The sequence below is a fragment of the Nocardia sp. NPDC051990 genome, from assembly GCF_040680755.1.
GTDB lineage: Bacteria > Actinomycetota > Actinomycetes > Mycobacteriales > Mycobacteriaceae > Nocardia.
This window is the reverse complement of record NZ_JBFAXH010000005.1, coordinates 252,819-268,924: the sequence shown is the minus strand read 5'-3', so window position 1 is coordinate 268,924 and position 16,106 is coordinate 252,819. Positions and strand designations below refer to the sequence as shown.

The window sequence follows — 16,106 nt, the reverse complement described above, 5'->3', positions numbered from 1 at the left end:
TACACGCCCTAATTGAACAAAGCCGCGCGTCAGTTGCACGCGAGCCGGACGCGGTGGTGCTCAGCGTGCGGCGCTGCCGACGCCCAGGCCGGAGACGATGGTGGGCAGATCGGAAGGTGCGCCGGCGGTGAGCAGGCGTTCGATGTGAGCGATGTCGAGGTGCTGTTCGATCAGGTCGGCGAGCAGATCGAGTTGGGACGAGCGGATCGCGGCTACCGATACGTTGTCGTCGACGATGAAACCGGGCCGTCCGGCGTGCCCGGCGACCTCGCGGAGCCAGGAGCGACGGAACTCATCCGACTCCAGCAGGCCGTGCAGGTGGGTGCCCCAGATCGCCCCACGCGCACTGCCCTCCATGATCGGCGAGCTGTCCAGCTCCAGCCAGGCCGGATCACCGCTGTGCCCGACCCGACCATGGTGAATCTCATAGCCGTGCACGGGAATTCTGTTACCGATGCCCCGTCCGGTGCTGCGCCGCAATACCTTCGGATCGGCGAATTCGATCTCCAGCTCGAGCAGACCCAACCCCGCGACCGTCCCCGCATCCGATTCGACCCGATCGACGATGCGACTCCCGAGCATCTGATATCCGCCGCAGATACCGAGGATCGGGCGACCCGCTGCGGCCCTGGCAAGCAGCGCATCGGCGATTCCGGTGCGCCGCAACCACTCCAGATCCGAGACGGTCGCCTTACTGCCCGGCAGCACCACCAAATCGGCATCGGCCAGCCGGGACGGGTCGCTGACCCAGCGCACCGCGACACCGGGCTCACAGGCCAGCGCTTCGACATCGGTGGAATTGGAGATGCGCGGCAGCCGGATGGCGGCGACCGTGAGCCAGTCGGCGCCGATCGGCGGACTCGGACGGCCGACCGGGGCGTCGGCGACGGTGCCGAGCGAGTCCTCCGCATCGATCCACAGTTCGTCCACGTAGGGAATGACTCCGAGAGTCGGGCGCCCGGTCAGCTCGGCGAGCCGGTCGAGTCCGGGACGCAACAACTCGACATCGCCGCGGAACTTATTGACGATGAAGCCGGAGATCAGTTGCTGGTCTTCGGATTCCAGTACGGCCACGGTGCCGAACAGATGAGCGAGCACGCCGCCGCGGTCGATATCGCCGACCACGAGCACCGGCAGCCGCGCCGCGCGCGCCAGCCCCATATTCGCCAGATCGGTGGCGCGCAGGTTGATTTCGGCGGGTGAACCGGCCCCCTCGCAGATCACCACCTCGAATTCGCTGCGCAGCGAATCCAGTTCGCCGGCAACGACCTCGCGCAGATCCTGCCGATGCCGGAAATAGTCGCGCGCGCCGACCGCGCCGATTGCCTTGCCGCGTACTACGAGTTGCGAGCGTCGGTCGCTGCCGGGTTTGAGCAGCACCGGATTGAACCGCACACTCGGCTCCAACCCGCACGCCGCCGCCTGCAGCGCCTGCGCGCGACCGATCTCACCGCCGTCGAGGGTAACCACCGAGTTGTTCGACATGTTCTGCGCCTTGAACGGTGCGACTCGGATGCCGCGCCGCGCCAGCATCCGGCAGAGTCCCGCCACCACAACGCTCTTCCCGGCGTCGGAGGTCGTACCGGCGATCAGGAGTGCGCCCCGCAATGTATTCGTCACGGCAGCTCCGTCAACCGCGCGACCGACGCATCCCCACAATGGAATCGCACACCATCCGACCCCCGGCACTCCCGTGCGAGACGGGCCCGCATCACCGCAAGGACAGAACTTCGACACCTGCCTCTGTCACGACCCAACAGCACAAGCTTCGAACTGCGCGGTCCACCCGTCACGGCAAGGTCAGAACTTCGACGCCTGCCTCTGTCACGACCAACGTATGTTCGAACTGCGCGGTCCACTTGCGGTCCTTGGTGACCACGGTCCAGCCGTCGTCCCAGATCTCGTAGTCGATGCCGCCGAGATTGATCATCGGTTCGATGGTGAAGGTCATGCCGGGCTCGATGACCGATTCGATGGCGGGCTGGTCGTAGTGCAGGATAACCAGGCCGCTGTGGAAGGTGGGGCCGACGCCGTGCCCGGTGAAATCGCGCACCACGCCGTAGCCGAAGCGGTTGGCGTAGGACTCGATGACGCGCCCGATCACATTGAGCGCCCGGCCCGGCCGAACCGCCTTGATCGCCCGCATGGTCGCCTCTTCGGTCCGCTCGACCAGCAGTCGCACCTCCTCGTCGACATCACCGGCCAGGAAGGTCTTATTGGTATCACCGTGCACGCCATCGATGTAGGCGGTCACATCGATATTGACGATGTCGCCGTCCTGAATCACCGTCGAATCCGGAATGCCGTGGCAGATCACCTCGTTCAGCGAGGTGCAGCACGATTTCGGAAAACCCTTGTACCCCAGGGTCGATGGGTAAGCGCCGTGATCGCACATGTACTCGTGCGCGATCCGATCCAGCTCATCGGTGGTGACACCGGGCGCGACCGCCTTGCCCGCCTCCTCGAGCGCCTGCGCCGCGATCTTGCCCGCGATCCGCATCTTCTCAATGGTCTCGGCCGTCTGCACCCAGGGTTCGCGGCCCTCGTTCACGGTCTTCTTCCACGCATACTCCGGACGCTCGATCGAGCGCGGAACCTCACGGGTGGGCGAGAGCGTGCCGGGTACAAGTGGCTGGCGGGTACGCACTGACATGGCACAAGACTATCCGCACCGGTCATCGCGCATCGTCCGTCCCCGCGCCCGACCTGGTCGCGAATGCGCGTGGAATAGCATCGGACCATGGTCCGTTTAGCCTAGTGGTTGACGTAGAAACTACACAGGAACAGGACTCGAGCTGTGGAACTGGGACTCACGACTTTCGCGGAGCTGTACCCGGTCGGCGACCGACCGGCGCCCACCGCGGCCGAACGGCTGCGCGAGGTGGTGGACGAGGCGGTCGCCACCGAGCGCGCCGGACTCGATGTCTATGGCGTCGGCGAACATCACCGCAAAGATTTCGCGGCATCCGCACCCGCCGTCGTACTGGCCGCGATTGCGGCGCGGACCGAACGTATCCAACTGACCAGCGCGGTGAGTGTGCTGAGTTCGGACGATCCGGTACGGGTATACCAGGATTTCGCCACGCTGGATGGCCTCTCGAATGGTCGTGCGGAGCTGATGGCCGGACGCGGTTCGTTCACCGAAAGCTTTCCGTTGTTCGGCTATGACCTGAGCGACTACGACGAACTCTTCGAAGAAAAACTGGCGCTGCTGCTGCACATTCGCGCAGACGCGCCGGTGAGCTGGCATGGCAAATTCCGTGCCCCGCTGAGCGATGCGGTGATCTACCCGCGTACCGATAACCGGCCGCTGCCGGTCTGGATCGCGGTGGGCGGCAGCCCGGAATCTGTGGTCCGTGCCGGACTGCTCGGCTTACCGCTGGCGATCGCGATCATCGGCGGTCAGCCCGCACGCTTCAAGCCGCTGGTGGATCTCTACCACCGCGCGCTCGACGAGGGCGGCCACGAGCGGCAGCCGGTAGCGGTACACGCACACGGCTACATCGCCGATAGCGACGAACAGGCTGTGGCCGACTTCTATGAGCCGTACGCCGGAGCGATGAGCACCCTTGGGCGCGAACGCGGTTGGGGTCCGATGACCCGCGTACAGTTCGACGCCTTGCGCTCGCAAAACGGTTCCCTCTTCGTCGGCACGCCGGATTACGTCGCCGAAAAGATCACCGATATCCGCGACACCCTCGGCCTGGACCGCTTCATGCTGCACACCAGCGTAGGAACCCTGCCGCACGAAAAGGTGCTGCACAACATCGAATTGCTCGGCGCGAAGGTGGCGCCCCAGGTGCGCTGAAGATCCCGTCGCGCCAGGTATTCACGAGGTCAGCACTTCCGGGGTGTTCTGCGGGTGCCGGGATTGCGGTGTGGGAAGCGCGGCGAGAATTCCCAAATCAGGTCGCGCGCAGGCATAGAAGCGATCTCTGGCTGCCGAGGCGGCCTCGAGAGCGAGTCCGACGGTCGCCGCGGAAACCAACTCATCGGTGTGTAGCACCCGTAGGTCCCACACCTTCTGTTGCCAGGCCCGCGCCGCCTCCACGGTCGGGCCGCCCGCGAGCAGAAGGATCGCTTCGAGCAGGTCCGCGCGCGCATCCTCAGCGGCGACCAGCATCGGCCAGCCTTTGCGCCACCGCCAATGTTTCATGCCCCGGCCACAGGTCCGGATGTCTGCCCGCCGCCATCTTGGTGTGCAGCCGGACCTCGTGCTTGATGGCCGCGGCGAAGGCGACGTACGCCTCCCGCCGAGCGCCATCCCATCGTGTCGCATGCTGGCGATCCCACTGCAGACGATCCTTGCGGATATTGAAGTAGTAACCGATCCAGGCCGAAGTGGCACCGGTCACGATCGCGATCGCGGCACTGTAGAGGGCAAACACCGGCCCACGATACGCGGCGGACCACCAACGCACGCAACATATCTCGACGACGGTGATGGTCAGCGGATCTTCGTCCCGCTACTGCTGCCCGCCCTCGGCGCCGCCGCCGGTCTGGCGATCGCACTGTCGATGGGCGAGCTCGGCGCGACCGTCATGGTGTACCCGGCCACCCTGGAAAACGTTGCCGGTCACCATTTTCGGGCTCACCGATCGCGGTGAGGTGTTCGACGTGTCACCGCCAGCACCTGCCTGCTGTTGGCGGTGACACTGGTCGCCTTGGTCGTGCTCGGTCGGCTGCGTGGTCGCGCCGCGCTGCGCTGAGCGCCATACGATGGCCCCATGTCAGCACTGCCCCTGATCTTCACCGCGGGCTGGGCGAGCGGGGTCAATGCCTATGCGGTGGTCCTGCTGCTCGGCGTGTTCGGCGTGACCGGTCTGTCCGATGAGGTGCCGGAGGCACTGCAACGCACCGATGTATTGATCGCGGCCGGTGTGTTGTTCCTCATCGAGGCGATCGCGGATAAGGTCCCCTATCTCGACAGTTTCTGGGATGCGGTGCACACCATCGTGCGCCCGGCATCGGGTGCGGTCGTGGCCGCACTGCTCGCGGGCCAGGACGGTTCGCTGCCCCAGCTGGCGGCCGGCGCGGTCGGCGGAACCACTGCCCTGGCAAGCCATCTCGTCAAGGCCGGAACCCGGATGGCGATCAACACCTCGCCGGAGCCCGCGAGCAATATCGTCATGAGCCTCGTCGAGGATCTGGCCGTCGGCGGCATCGTCACCATCGCGCTCTTCCACCCGGTCGTGGCGGCCGTCTGCGCGGGCACACTGCTGGTGATCGGCATGCTCCTGGCGTATCTGCTGGCGAGCCGGATCCGCCGCTACCGCATGCGGCGCAGACAGCGTCGCGAGGCCAAGCGCGTGGCAGCCGTCTGAGCACGCCTACGCCGGTTTGCGCCACACCAGCGAGTAGCGCCAGAAGACCAGCCGTCGCACCCGGGCACCGGGCAGAATCGCGGCGACTTGCGCCCGCACCTGCCGCGTCGTCAGCGGCGGATCGAGCACAACCGGCATGACATCATGCGTCGCCTCGACCGCATACCAACTCCCCCGCCCACGCGCCCGAAGCATCCGGAACACGATCCCGAACACCCGATGCCCGATCGTCGCCGCCAATTCGACGGGCAATTCCCGAATGAGGTCGGGTCGCGGCAATGCCACGGCCGCGATCACACCACCCGGCCGCACCGCCCGCGCCAATACCGGCAACACCTCATCGAGGGACATATGGTGCAACGTGCTGATCGACACGATCGCATCGTAGGTTCGGTCCGGTAGCGGCTGCTCCAACACATCCCCGAGCATGCACCGAACATTCTCCGGTACAGCCTGCTTCGCCATGTCGATCATCACCGCGGACCGATCGATCGCATCGACATGCTCGACACACCGTGCGAGTTCCGTCGCGAAACCCCCGGCCCCACAGCCGACGTCCAGCACTCGGGCACACGGGGTGGGCAGCTGCCGCATGAGAAACCGCTGGTAGTACGCGTTATGACTCCAATTGAGTTTGCTCATCCAGGACACCTTGCCACGCGTGCGCCGAAAGTGCTTGCGCACCCGAAATCAGGTTCCGATCGCGGCGAAATTCCGTTGCGGAGCAGAGGATGTCGATCACACCATTGGAGACAGTATGGCCGAGTCGGTCATCCAAGACCGCCTCGTCGAGCCGATCAACGTCGGCGGCGGGCAGCTCGACGCGCTGGACCCGGCGACCGGCGAAGTCAAGCGCTGCACGCTGCACTGGATCACCTCGGTCGCGCTCGTGGAATAACCGCCGACGAACGCACGATCAAAACGCCCCGAACTGCACGACTGGCGTTTTCTTGGAAATGGGCTATGGTCTCGAACAAGTGAATTGCCACTTCCATTCCAGGAGCGACAATGGCCGAACGAAAATCTGGCAAGAGCCTGAAAAAGCCCACCCAGTCCATCAAGGAAAAGCGTGCGGAAAAAAGGGAGCGCGCCACCGAGGCGAACGAGTTGATCAAGAAGCGCAAGCGCCACTGAGCAGACGCCCCATGACCCGCGAGTCCACCGCACCCGCGATCCTGGACGTCCTCGACCACCTGCACCGGAAGATCGACGGTCTGCTGCCGGACACCCTGCTGGAACCCCGGTCCGAGGGCTATCGATCCGGCATCGCGTCGGCGAAGATTTTTGTTCTCGACGAACGCGCGCAGCATTCCGGAATTCTGATCGGCGCCGACCCGCGTAAAAAGACAAGGACCCGACTGTGAAGCGGACCCTACTCGCCCTGGACCGAATTCAGGCGAGACTGGAAAACGAACTCGACTGCACCGCCGGACTCTCCGAAAGGGAGGTCGGCTACCGTGCCGGAATTTCCGAGGCGCTCATACAGGTGATGGAAACGAAGAAATCCATCGCCCCGCGCTGACCCGGTCGTGCAGGATTTCCGTCGGGACCCGACGGAAATCCTGCACGATCACTCTCGCCGGCGGGTGCGGACACCACATGGCGGGACATCGCCGCCGTCTGGACCATGGTCTGGTTTCCGTTGCTGGGCGTCGCACGTGACCGACGACCCGCTACGGCCGACTACAGCTGGTGAGGAACCCGGCACACGGTGTCACGCTCGTCAGCCTCGACCGCGCGGTGCTCACCTAGGTGATGTGGCACAAGAAGATCGCCCCATGCTCGGGGCCAAGATCGACGACGACACCGTGATCGTGCACCCCAGCGAGCACGGGCACCTCGAGCAGATGCTGCGCGAGATCGGCTGGCCGGCCGAGGACCTCGCCGGCTACGTCGACGGTGAGGCGCACCCGATCGACCGCACATTCGAGGAGTGCCACTGGCAGCTGCGCGACTATCAGGAGATGGCTGCCGACCCGTTCTGGTCCGGCGGCTCCGGTGTCGCGGTCTGGATGGTTACCGAATGAGTTCGCGCACTATCGAATTCAGGGTAGCGTGCGAATTCGTGGCGGGCGGGGCGCCCCGTTGCGCCCCGCCGTCACTGTGCCGGTGACGCCGACGTCCGGGTCGGGTCATTTGTCGGATGCGGACCCAGGACATCGCCAATGGAGCAGTAACGCTGTGGAGGCGGTGCCACTATTGCGAACGAAGGTCGCCGTCGGCATTTCACTGTTCAGGCAAACGGCGGCGGCCACCGGCCACGTCGATTACCAGATCAGTGTAGCCGTCGACGAGTTCCGCCAAGTGGTACCAGTGTTTATGGGTATTGTCGCTGCGCGCGCCATCTACATCGATGGCTGTGTTGGCGACCACCCAGCTGCTCGCCATCCGATCCACCACCGCACCTAGGCTCTCGGTATGTAGCGAGGCACCATTGCGGTGCTGCGGGATCTCCTGCGTAATCCACTCATTGATATCGTCGATGAGTTCGCCACGACGGCAATCGATTTCGGCTACGAGGTTCATGTCGTGAACCTCGGCACGGCGGGCGTGCAGTTCCGCAAGAGCATGTGCGGAACGCAGCAATTCACGATCTTGAAAACGTCGCCCCTGGAATGCACACAATATCTGCGGAGCGGTCGGCAGCACCCCTACCGTCGGCGCGCTCATCGCCCTACTCCGAATTCACCCGACACCAACGCGCTTTGTACCAACATGATTGGCTCTCGATTCGGTTATCCCGGTCAGCGGATCGGATCTTCACAACTAGCGTAGCTGGATCATGCTCTTACATATCCAAGAACGCAAGAGTGCGTTCTCATTGCTGCGGTCACGAGGTGATCACCGAGTGCGACCCCACAGACCGCTAGCGACAACGACTTTCACGCTCGATACTCGCCGGGGACTGGACCGGCCGCCAAAAGTTTGCCATATCCCCGCCCGGCGTGTGGGCGGTATGCGATCAACCGAGACCGCTGCCACGATGTAGTCGCGCCTCCGCCGATCCCATGCCCCAGGCGGTGCCGCGGCTACCAGGACATACACCTCGAATCCGGACATCGAGTCGTGGATCCGCGGCGACGAAGCACTAGCGCACCGAAAACTCCGAACTCCGTTGCTGCGAAAGGCGGTAGTCTCGAACCACGCTGCGATTGCATATTTGCGGTGTGTGGCGGGCACTTACTACAGATATGTACGCCAGAGTGCTAGCCAGTGCGCAGGGCGAAAGGGTTGTCATGGCAGGCAAGCGCACAGTTCTCACGGCGGGTTTGCGGCGACTCTCGGTGCTGCTGACCGAGATGCGCGAACACGCGGGGCTGAGCAAAGAGGATGTCAGCGGCAAGACCGGCATCAATATCACCACGCTGTACCGCATCGAGACGGCGCAGGCGCGGCCGCAGCGGCGCACGCTGATGGCGATGCTGGATCTCTACAGCGTTACCGAACAGCAGCGCGCCGATGCGCTCGAACTCCTGTCGGACGCACTCAAGCCCGGCATGTCCCGCCCGTACGAGGCGACGCTGACCGAGGTATACGCGGCCTACATCAACTTCGAATCCGAGGCGCTCTCGGCCCGGCACTACCAAACCTCTTACATCCCAGGGCTATTGCAGACCTCGGAGTACGCCGAGGCGGTCATCGACACCAATATGCCGAAGCTGGACGGTGCCACGGTGCAGCACAATGTGCGGGCGCGGATGGATCGGGCCATGCATCTCACCAAGCCGGATCCGCTCGAGCTGTGGGTGGTGCTCGACGAGGCGGCGATCCGGCGGATGGTCGGCGGCCCCGATGTCATGAAGGCGCAGCTGAAACGACTGCTCGACGATTCGCAGATGAAAAACGTTATCCTGCAGATACTTCCGTTCAGCGCGGGGGTGCATCCCGGCATGGCCGGATCCTTCACGCTGCTGGACTTCAAGGATCCGGCCGATCCAGAACTGGTGTATGTCGAGGGCATCGCGGGCGATCAATTGATCGAGGGCCATCCCCAGATCCGCCGTTTCGGCATCATTTTCGACCAACTGCGCGCAATGGCGCTCAGCCCACGCGACTCCATGACGCTGATCGACAAGGCCGCCAGAGAGATGAGCTGATCAGCTGCGGCTGGCGCGCCGATAGCCGACCGCCGCGGGAATCGCGAAGACGACGAGCGCGCCGACACACCAGGCCACGGTGGCCAAGAGCGGGTTACGCACCGGACCGCCGAGCGACAGCCCGCGCATCGCATCAATGGCATAGGACATCGGCTGATGCCGCACGATCGGCCTAGCCCACGCCGGATACGCGACGAGCGGTACGAATCCGGAACTGAAGAACATCAGCAGTGACGAACCGAGCGAAACCGCCTCGACCAGGGCGGCTTTCGCACTGAATACCGCCACCGCCGTCACCATGGTGGCGAAGGCGATACCGAACAGCAGCGGCACCCCGAACAGCGCGATGCTCGCGATGAAACCCTGCTGGAATCGGAAGCCGAGTACGACGCCCACCGTGAACAACACCACGGTGCACAACAGGATCCGGATCGCCTCCGCCACAATGCGCGCGACAAGTCCGGACGCACGGTGCACCGGCAACACCCAGAAGCGGGCCAGCAGACCCTCGTCTCGTTCCCGGCCGAGGGTGATGGCACCGGCCACCGATCCGGACATCACGCCGACCAGCGCCACCATCGGCACCGAACCGTAGAGCGCGCTCGCACCGGAGAAGGCCGAAATCTGCTGGCCGAGTATGGTATTCAGCATCACCAGCAACAGCGCTGGAAAAGCCAACGACTGCATGACGGTCAATGGATCGCGCCACCAGCGCACCAGCAGCCGCTTGGTCTGGATCAGCATCTGCGGAATCAGCAGACGCCAGGTCTCGGTCTGACCGGAGACCTTGGGCAGTTCCGCCGTGGGAGTCAATACCTCGGTCAAGCCGACCTCCGGATCGAAACGAGTACCGCACCAGCACCGAACAGGATGGCCTGACCGAGCGTCCAGGTCAGCGCGGGCCCGAAGATCGACCAGCCGACCACGCCCGCATGGCCGGTCGGATCACCGGCCAGTGCCCGCAGCCCATATACGTAATGCGATACCGGCTGGTTGCGTGCGAAACCCTGGATCCAGTGCGGGAACTGGTGGGCCGGCGCGAACCCGGTGGAGACCATGCCCAGGATCAACTGCGGCAGGATGAGCGCCTGCGTGGTCGCCTCCGGACTCTTGGTCACGCTGCCCAGCAGATCGGCACCCAGGCACAGCGTCAGTCCGATCAGCATCGCGAATGCGATGAAACCCAATGTGTCCCAACAGGTCCCATAGAAGCGGAAGCCGATTACATAGCCACACACCAATGCCGCGGCCAAGGCGACCCCGGCCCGGTACATTCCGGCCGTGACCCGCGCCGCCAGCGGCACCGACAACCCCATCGGCATCGATCCGAAGCGGATATTGAGCCCGTCCTTGGCGTCGGAGGCGGCTCGAAATGCCGCGGTGATCGCACAGAAGGCGATCGCCTGCATCACGATCATCGGCATAAGGAATTGGGCGTAGCTGCTCAGGCCGTGCCCGTAGACGGTCATCACCAGGTTCAGCGGCACATAGAAGCCGACGGTGAAGAACGTGGGCGCCAGCAGTGCGGTGATCAGTTCACCATTGCGCCAGGACGGACGGACCAGGCGCCAGGTCAGCGCCCACCATTGCGCAACCGTCGACATGCGCGGCGGCGGCGCGTCAACCAACCGTTCGCTGCTCAGTCGGCGCGAATCACCCGCGCCGGGCTCCCGTTGGACGGTGCTCGAACCCGCGTCGCTACCGCTGTTCATCTGCACGCTCCCATCCTGCGCGTGGCCCGTGCCGTTTGGTGCGGAACCGGCTGGTCTCAGCATGTCGCACGCAGCCGCACCGGTACAGCTTTCCGCGCTCGTCGAGTACGTAGCGCATGATCATCCTCGCTCGCTTTCGTTCCCTGCCCACCGAAGATCAGGACCGCCGTTACCGGGGCGGCCAGGTCGTCGTCCAATCTCGCGGTCGCGTCGACGTTGCGATACCGCCCCCAGTGTCGAAACGATGACTCCGAGGGGGGCCGAGAACCCCACCAAGGTGTCTGCGCCTGTCAGAGGCACCCCAAGCGAACACCCTCCAACGGGCGCGTGAATTATGCAGTGGCGCTGTCGTTTTCGGCGGAATGTCCAATTCGCGACGTGACTACCGCGCACGCGGTGAGTAAGGTGTGCCCCGATGACCAGCATGGAAGCCCGTTTACGTGAAGCAGCGCGGACCGTGCCCCTCCCCAGTCCTTGGAACCTGTCCGCCTACCTCGCAAGTGTCGCCGCGCACCGTGGTCGTTCCATCTCGCTGCAGGCGATTCCCGCGGACGCGCTCGCTGATATCGGGTGTCGTGGCAGCGGACTCTGGGTGGCGCGCGGTCACGACGACATCATCGTCTACGACGCGTCCGCCTTCGAGCGCAATGCGGACCACATCATCCTGCACGAGATCGGCCACATGCTGTTCGGGCACGGCAAGGAGGGCATCCAAGCGGGTGGGCCGAGCACACCGTCGCCGGCCGCACTGCTGCCGTACATCTCACCGTCCTCGACCGAGCACGTACTCGGCCGCGAGCACTTCGGCGCCGATCGCGAACGGGAAGCGGAGATATTCGCCGATATGACCATGGTCTACGCCACCCTGCCGCGCCGACCGGCGCGTTCGTTCCGGCTGTTCGGCCGTGGCCGCTAACCACCGGGTAGTCGGCGCACGCCCTCGCGTAGGTCGTCGATGAGATCCTGATAGCTAGCCGCCAGTTCGTTGACCTGCACCCACGCGTCATAGCAGACGGCCTCCGGCGCCGCGGACAGCGGCATGAAGGCCTGTGCGGTCATTCTGGCCAACCGATCCACCATCTGGCCGACGGTTTCGGAGTGCAATTGCGCCGCGGAGTTCGGCACCGGCATTGCCAGCGTGACCCAGCGGTCGATCGACCGCACCAGTTGGACGCGCCGCCGCTCCAGCTTGGCGATCTCGAACGCCGGCGTCCGCTCGCGGATTTCGTGCAACTGCACCAATTCCCCCGCCGCCTCCAGCATCGGATGATCGTCGTGCGGTAGCCCACGGCATGCGGCCAGCAACATATCCCGACCCGGAACCATCCGGCCATTTCCATCGCCCCTCATCCCAGCCTCCCGTCGACACCAGAGCCCGTCGCCGTCGACAGGAGCTCCCGACCAGCAATGTCGTTGCCGCACGGCACGACCGCGCCCCAAGCCTCGATTATCGACCCAGATCCCCGCCCGTGACCACAAACCGGCTATATCAATTTGTTACAGACATACGAGCATGTAGCAAATGTTCAGTAATCAAGATTATGGTCCGGCAGTCGACTCGAGCGGTGCCACGCTGAACCCGTTCGACTGGGCAGGAATGTCCCCGGCCACACCCTGCGCAAGATAGTCCGGACCGCCGACATAGAACGCCTGGCCGGATTCGCTTGCGGCACTTGCGGCTTCGCCGACAACGGCGGCGAACTCCGCGACCGTCGGCAGTGCGCCGTGGTCGCGGCGGTCCGAAACCGCCTCGGGATTACGGCGTTCCAACAGGCGCACAATGATCGTGCCGTCGATCATGTCGCCAGATACCACATTCAGCCCGACACCACGTTCGGCCAGCCCTGGAATCATTGCACGCAAGGCGTCTTCGCCCGCACGCTTGCTCGCAGCGATCGGCTCGTAGTCCGCCGGAACGGGTTTGCGGCCGTGGAAGTGGGCCTGATGGCTGGTCACGAAGACGATCCGGCCACCGGATGGCAAGTGCGGCAATACCTCTCGCACCAGACGGACCTGCGCGTCCCGGTTCAACGCCATCGCGTAGCCGGGCGCTGCCGCACGCTCGAGGCCGCCGGATGCGTTGAGCACCAACACATCCAATCGACCGAACTCCGCCACCACACCGACGATCAGCGCCGCCGCGGCGTCCGCATCCGCGATATCGGCACCCGCGATCGACGCACTGCCACCAGCCGCGCCGATCTCATCGGCGATCATCTGGGCGCGCTTGCGCTTCTCCCGATAGTTGATGATCACATGATCACCGGCCGCCGCCAGCACTTTCGCCGTCTCGGCCCCTATCCCCCGCGATGCGCCGGTGATCAGCACAATCCGTCGTTCCGTCGAGTCGCCCATCATCCGCCTCTTTCGTCAGCCCAAGGCAATGCTTCTAATTTAGAATCACTATGGTAGTTCGAAATGAGAAGCGCAAATGAACCCGCGTCGTCGCGCGGGCGAAACGACCCGGCGCACGCACCCATGCTGGCCACCATGGAGCTCATCGGCCAACGCTGGATCCTGCGCGTCCTCTGGGAATTGGAACCCGGCCGCCTCGGCTTCCTCGAACTACGCCGCCGCATGGGCAACTGCTCGTCGAGCATGCTCTCGACCCGCCTGCAATACCTGCAGGCCGCGGGCGTGATCGCCAAGAATGCGGACAAAACCTACGAACTCACCCCCGCGGGCCACGAACTCACCGCGGCCCTCCAACCACTCTGGACCTGGTCCGAACGCTGGACCCCGCAATCCCCCACTTCCGGCTAGGACCTACAACAAAGGCGGTCCCCGGCGCACTACCGGGAACCGCCTTCGCCCTGCCGCAGGGCTACTTCAAGCGGAGCTTTCCGAACAAACCGTCCTTCTCGTCGTGCGGGCCAGCGGTGAAGTACAGCGAATCGGCGTCGCCGAGGCTCTCGCCATTGCCGAACATCAAGGCCCATAGACCTTCGATCTCGACCGGCCGGCCCTTCGCATCGCGCAGATAGTCGACGAATTTGCCGGTGGCATCGTCATAGGCGAGCACATGGCCGAGACCGCCGAAGTTGCCGACCAGCAGCTTGCCGCTGAGCGGACCGAAGTTCGCGGGAGCCACCGCGACGCCCCACGGCGCATTGAGGCGGCCGCCGTCGTCGAGGATGCGCACCAGCTTGCCGTTGCCGTCGAACTCCGCGACCTTACCCTTGGCCGGCTTGCCCTTGGCGGCCTTCTCCTGGTCCTTGTCGAGCGAATCCTCTTCGGCCTTGTCGAACTTGGACGCGTTGCGCTCATCTGGCTTGGTATCCGCGTAGGAGACGAATACGCGGTTACCGATGGTGGTCACATTGAACGGCGCGGGATCGCCGGGCTTGGCCGCCTTGCCCTTATCCAGTGCCGCCGCGTCGATCTGGTCGCCGGTAGCGAAGGGGTTGGCGAAGCCGACGGTCGGGATCAGCTGCCAGTCCTTGTCGAAGGTGCGAATCTGCGGGTTCTCACCGAAATCGGCAGCGAGCAGCTTGTCACCGGACGGGGCGAGCGCGATGCCGAAGAACGCCATGCCCTGGGACTCGCCATCGAAGACCAGATTCGCTGGACCGTCGTGCCGGATGATCGCGCCTTCGGGCCCCTGCTCGGTCCAGGCCGAAATCTTGCCGGAGTCGGTAGCGAAGATGAACCGCGACGAACCGGTCAGCAGCACCGGCGCACCGTCGACGTCCACCGGCTGATCGCGCACGACGAACAGATCGGAGGTGATGGGAGCGCCGTTGAAGACGACACCGGTGGTCTTGCCGATGCTCTTATCCGAGGTGTCGGCATCCGCGCCCGGAATCGTGACGATCTTCAGCGGATCCTGGAACAACTTCTGCACCTTGGGATCCGCGGATGCGCTGACATCGCCGACGAATTGGAAGGACTTACCGCCCGCGCCGACCCAGAAATGCCCGCCCTCACCCTTCGGGCGATCGGCGATTCCCCACGCGTTCACCATGTCCGGAAAGGTGTACTGCGCTTTGTATTCGGCCTTGTTGGCGGCGAGGTTGGTCTGCGCATAGTGATTACCGTCGAGGGCAGGCACTTCATCGTTCGACGACTTCGAATCCGAGCATGCCGCGGCCACAACCAGGGCAGCGCCGAGCACCGATGCGCGCAGCAGACCGTTGCGGGTCCGCGACCGCCAGGCACCGGTGCGGCGCGATTCCCTAAGGCGTGCATTCAACTTCTTCGTCCTTTCCAGCCACTCGCAATCTCATTTAACGATTAGGCGACGCTAACCTTAGCTTGGAGGAATTTCGACCGTATAGGAGCACCCCGGATCCGACAGGTTTAAGCTGTCGCGCGTGGTCGCCCCCCAACCTGCCATTGCCCCCCATCCCGATATCGCTCCGCTTGCACCATTGCTCGGCACATGGCGCGGACCCGGGCACGGTGAATACCCGACCATCGAGTCATTCGACTATGTCGAAGAAGTCGAGTTCGGTCACCTCGGCCGACCGTTCCTCACCTACCGGCAGCGCACCCGCACCGCCGACGGCAGTCGGCCGATGCATGCCGAAACCGGTTATCTGCGCTGCCCGCGCCCGGATCACGTCGAGTTGATCCTCGCCCACCCGACCGGCATCACCGAGATCTGTGAGGGCAGCCTCACCATTGCCGATGGCGAACTGCGTATGGAGTTCGAATCGACCAGCATCGGCCGCAGCAGTACCGCGAAAATGGTGACCGCGCTCGGCCGTTCGATCATATTGACCGACGACACCATCGAATACACGCTGCGCATGGCCGCGGTCGGCGAACCATTGACCCACCACCTGGCGGCCACCTTGCACCGTGCCTGACGACTCGCACCGGTTGCGCACCACCACCCACCGCGTCGCACGCACCCTCTGATGACGAATTCGCCTGTGTGCTCAGCGCTCGTGCCATCAGTCGCACCAGCGCGATCGGCCGGTCGGCCAGCGTGAACCCTCGATCTCGTTCTCCAGGCCGTTTCGCCGATG

21 protein-coding genes and 2 pseudogenes are annotated in these 16,106 nt (G+C 64.4%); 12 read left to right on the top strand and 11 right to left on the bottom strand.

Annotated features, from left to right (window positions below):
• Positions 1 to 60 precede the first annotated feature (60 nt).
• Together AB0L63_RS13015 and map are read right to left on the bottom strand one after the other, a co-directional pair.
• Complete coding sequence (locus AB0L63_RS13015; protein ID WP_364499200.1) at positions 61 to 1,608, bottom strand: cobyric acid synthase; 1,548 nt, start codon at positions 1,606 to 1,608, stop codon at positions 61 to 63.
• A 181-nt stretch (positions 1,609 to 1,789) separates the two neighbouring features.
• Positions 1,790 to 2,653 carry a type I methionyl aminopeptidase gene (gene map, locus AB0L63_RS13010; protein ID WP_364498917.1) on the bottom strand — a complete coding sequence of 288 codons (864 nt, stop codon included), beginning with the start codon at positions 2,651 to 2,653 and terminating at the stop codon, positions 1,790 to 1,792.
• 144 nt (positions 2,654 to 2,797) lie between these two features.
• Here map and AB0L63_RS13005 point away from each other — a divergent pair, with 144 nt between their 5' ends.
• Positions 2,798 to 3,808, top strand: a complete 1,011-nt coding sequence (locus AB0L63_RS13005; RefSeq protein ID WP_364498914.1) for an LLM class flavin-dependent oxidoreductase — start codon at positions 2,798 to 2,800, stop codon at positions 3,806 to 3,808.
• Between the two features lie 21 nt (positions 3,809 to 3,829).
• Here the strand turns inward: AB0L63_RS13005 and AB0L63_RS13000 are convergent, their stop codons facing one another.
• Together AB0L63_RS13000 and AB0L63_RS12995 are read right to left on the bottom strand one after the other, a co-directional pair.
• Entirely contained in the window at positions 3,830 to 4,123 is a 294-nt protein-coding gene (locus AB0L63_RS13000) for a hypothetical protein (RefSeq protein ID WP_364498911.1), read from the bottom strand.
• Positions 4,107 to 4,421 carry a hypothetical protein gene (locus AB0L63_RS12995; protein WP_364499231.1) on the bottom strand — a complete coding sequence of 105 codons (315 nt, stop codon included), beginning with the start codon at positions 4,419 to 4,421 and terminating at the stop codon, positions 4,107 to 4,109. Before AB0L63_RS12995 ends, AB0L63_RS13000 begins: the two co-directional genes overlap by 17 nt.
• Before the next feature lie 39 nt (positions 4,422 to 4,460).
• Between AB0L63_RS12995 and AB0L63_RS12990 the strand changes: the two are divergent.
• Both AB0L63_RS12990 and AB0L63_RS12985 read left to right on the top strand, forming a co-directional pair.
• Positions 4,461 to 4,709 (top strand): annotated as a pseudogene (locus AB0L63_RS12990) (ABC transporter permease); the annotation flags it as partial.
• Positions 4,710 to 4,727: 18 nt separating this feature from the next.
• Positions 4,728 to 5,324, top strand: a complete 597-nt coding sequence (locus AB0L63_RS12985; RefSeq protein ID WP_364498908.1) for a DUF4126 domain-containing protein — start codon at positions 4,728 to 4,730, stop codon at positions 5,322 to 5,324.
• 6 nt (positions 5,325 to 5,330) lie between these two features.
• On the opposite strand, the gene AB0L63_RS12980 is transcribed toward AB0L63_RS12985, so the two are convergent.
• On the bottom strand, positions 5,331 to 5,966 hold the full coding sequence (locus AB0L63_RS12980; protein ID WP_364498904.1) for a class I SAM-dependent methyltransferase: 636 nt from the start codon (positions 5,964 to 5,966) through the stop codon (positions 5,331 to 5,333).
• A 115-nt stretch (positions 5,967 to 6,081) separates the two neighbouring features.
• Between AB0L63_RS12980 and AB0L63_RS12975 the strand changes: the two genes are divergently transcribed.
• The 5 genes and pseudogenes from AB0L63_RS12975 to AB0L63_RS12955 all read left to right on the top strand — a co-directional run.
• Positions 6,082 to 6,222: a hypothetical protein gene (locus tag AB0L63_RS12975; RefSeq protein ID WP_364499228.1), complete on the top strand. Its 141-nt coding sequence runs from the start codon at positions 6,082 to 6,084 to the stop codon at positions 6,220 to 6,222.
• Positions 6,223 to 6,332: 110 nt separating this feature from the next.
• Positions 6,333 to 6,458, top strand: coding sequence for a hypothetical protein (locus AB0L63_RS12970; RefSeq protein ID WP_364498901.1), 126 nt, complete (start codon positions 6,333 to 6,335; stop codon positions 6,456 to 6,458).
• A gap of 11 nt (positions 6,459 to 6,469) precedes the next feature.
• Positions 6,470 to 6,688 (top strand): hypothetical protein, encoded by a 219-nt coding sequence (locus AB0L63_RS12965; RefSeq protein WP_364498898.1) that lies wholly within the window; start codon positions 6,470 to 6,472, stop codon positions 6,686 to 6,688.
• Positions 6,685 to 6,846 carry a hypothetical protein gene (locus AB0L63_RS12960; RefSeq protein ID WP_364498895.1) on the top strand — a complete coding sequence of 54 codons (162 nt, stop codon included), beginning with the start codon at positions 6,685 to 6,687 and terminating at the stop codon, positions 6,844 to 6,846. Before AB0L63_RS12965 ends, AB0L63_RS12960 begins: the two co-directional genes overlap by 4 nt.
• A 149-nt stretch (positions 6,847 to 6,995) precedes the next feature.
• A pseudogene (locus AB0L63_RS12955) lies at positions 6,996 to 7,333 on the top strand (helicase); the annotation flags it as partial.
• A 217-nt stretch (positions 7,334 to 7,550) separates the two neighbouring features.
• On the opposite strand, the gene AB0L63_RS12950 reads toward AB0L63_RS12955, so the two are convergent.
• Positions 7,551 to 7,910, bottom strand: coding sequence for a DUF4254 domain-containing protein (locus AB0L63_RS12950; protein WP_364499198.1), 360 nt, complete (start codon positions 7,908 to 7,910; stop codon positions 7,551 to 7,553).
• A gap of 650 nt (positions 7,911 to 8,560) precedes the next feature.
• Between AB0L63_RS12950 and AB0L63_RS12945 the strand changes: the two genes are divergently transcribed.
• Positions 8,561 to 9,421: a helix-turn-helix transcriptional regulator gene (locus AB0L63_RS12945; protein WP_364498892.1), complete on the top strand. Its 861-nt coding sequence runs from the start codon at positions 8,561 to 8,563 to the stop codon at positions 9,419 to 9,421.
• Here AB0L63_RS12945 and AB0L63_RS12940 read toward each other — a convergent pair whose 3' ends face one another.
• Positions 9,422 to 10,165: an ABC transporter permease gene (locus tag AB0L63_RS12940; RefSeq protein ID WP_364499195.1), complete on the bottom strand. Its 744-nt coding sequence runs from the start codon at positions 10,163 to 10,165 to the stop codon at positions 9,422 to 9,424.
• A gap of 77 nt (positions 10,166 to 10,242) precedes the next feature.
• Positions 10,243 to 11,133 carry an ABC transporter permease gene (locus AB0L63_RS12935; RefSeq protein ID WP_364499192.1) on the bottom strand — a complete coding sequence of 297 codons (891 nt, stop codon included), beginning with the start codon at positions 11,131 to 11,133 and terminating at the stop codon, positions 10,243 to 10,245.
• Between the two features lie 415 nt (positions 11,134 to 11,548).
• Here AB0L63_RS12935 and AB0L63_RS12930 point away from each other — a divergent pair, with 415 nt between their 5' ends.
• Entirely contained in the window at positions 11,549 to 12,049 is a 501-nt protein-coding gene (locus AB0L63_RS12930; RefSeq protein WP_364498889.1) for a hypothetical protein, read from the top strand.
• Here AB0L63_RS12930 and AB0L63_RS12925 read toward each other — a convergent pair.
• Complete coding sequence (locus AB0L63_RS12925; RefSeq protein ID WP_364498886.1) at positions 12,046 to 12,483, bottom strand: DUF4254 domain-containing protein; 438 nt, start codon at positions 12,481 to 12,483, stop codon at positions 12,046 to 12,048. The genes AB0L63_RS12930 and AB0L63_RS12925 overlap by 4 nt on opposite strands.
• Before the next feature lie 189 nt (positions 12,484 to 12,672).
• Entirely contained in the window at positions 12,673 to 13,488 is an 816-nt protein-coding gene (locus tag AB0L63_RS12920; RefSeq protein ID WP_364498883.1) for an SDR family oxidoreductase, read from the bottom strand.
• Between the two features lie 63 nt (positions 13,489 to 13,551).
• On the opposite strand from AB0L63_RS12920, the gene AB0L63_RS12915 reads away from it, so the two are divergent.
• Positions 13,552 to 13,896 carry a helix-turn-helix domain-containing protein gene (locus tag AB0L63_RS12915; RefSeq protein WP_364498880.1) on the top strand — a complete coding sequence of 115 codons (345 nt, stop codon included), beginning with the start codon at positions 13,552 to 13,554 and terminating at the stop codon, positions 13,894 to 13,896.
• Positions 13,897 to 13,957: 61 nt separating this feature from the next.
• On the opposite strand, the gene AB0L63_RS12910 is transcribed toward AB0L63_RS12915, so the two are convergent.
• A complete protein-coding gene (locus AB0L63_RS12910; protein ID WP_364499190.1) occupies positions 13,958 to 15,232 on the bottom strand; it encodes a TIGR03118 family protein in 1,275 nt (424 codons plus the stop codon).
• 205 nt (positions 15,233 to 15,437) lie between these two features.
• Between AB0L63_RS12910 and AB0L63_RS12905 the strand changes: the two genes are divergently transcribed.
• Positions 15,438 to 15,944, top strand: coding sequence for a peroxynitrite isomerase (locus tag AB0L63_RS12905; protein ID WP_364499187.1), 507 nt, complete (start codon positions 15,438 to 15,440; stop codon positions 15,942 to 15,944).
• Positions 15,945 to 16,106 lie beyond the last annotated feature (162 nt).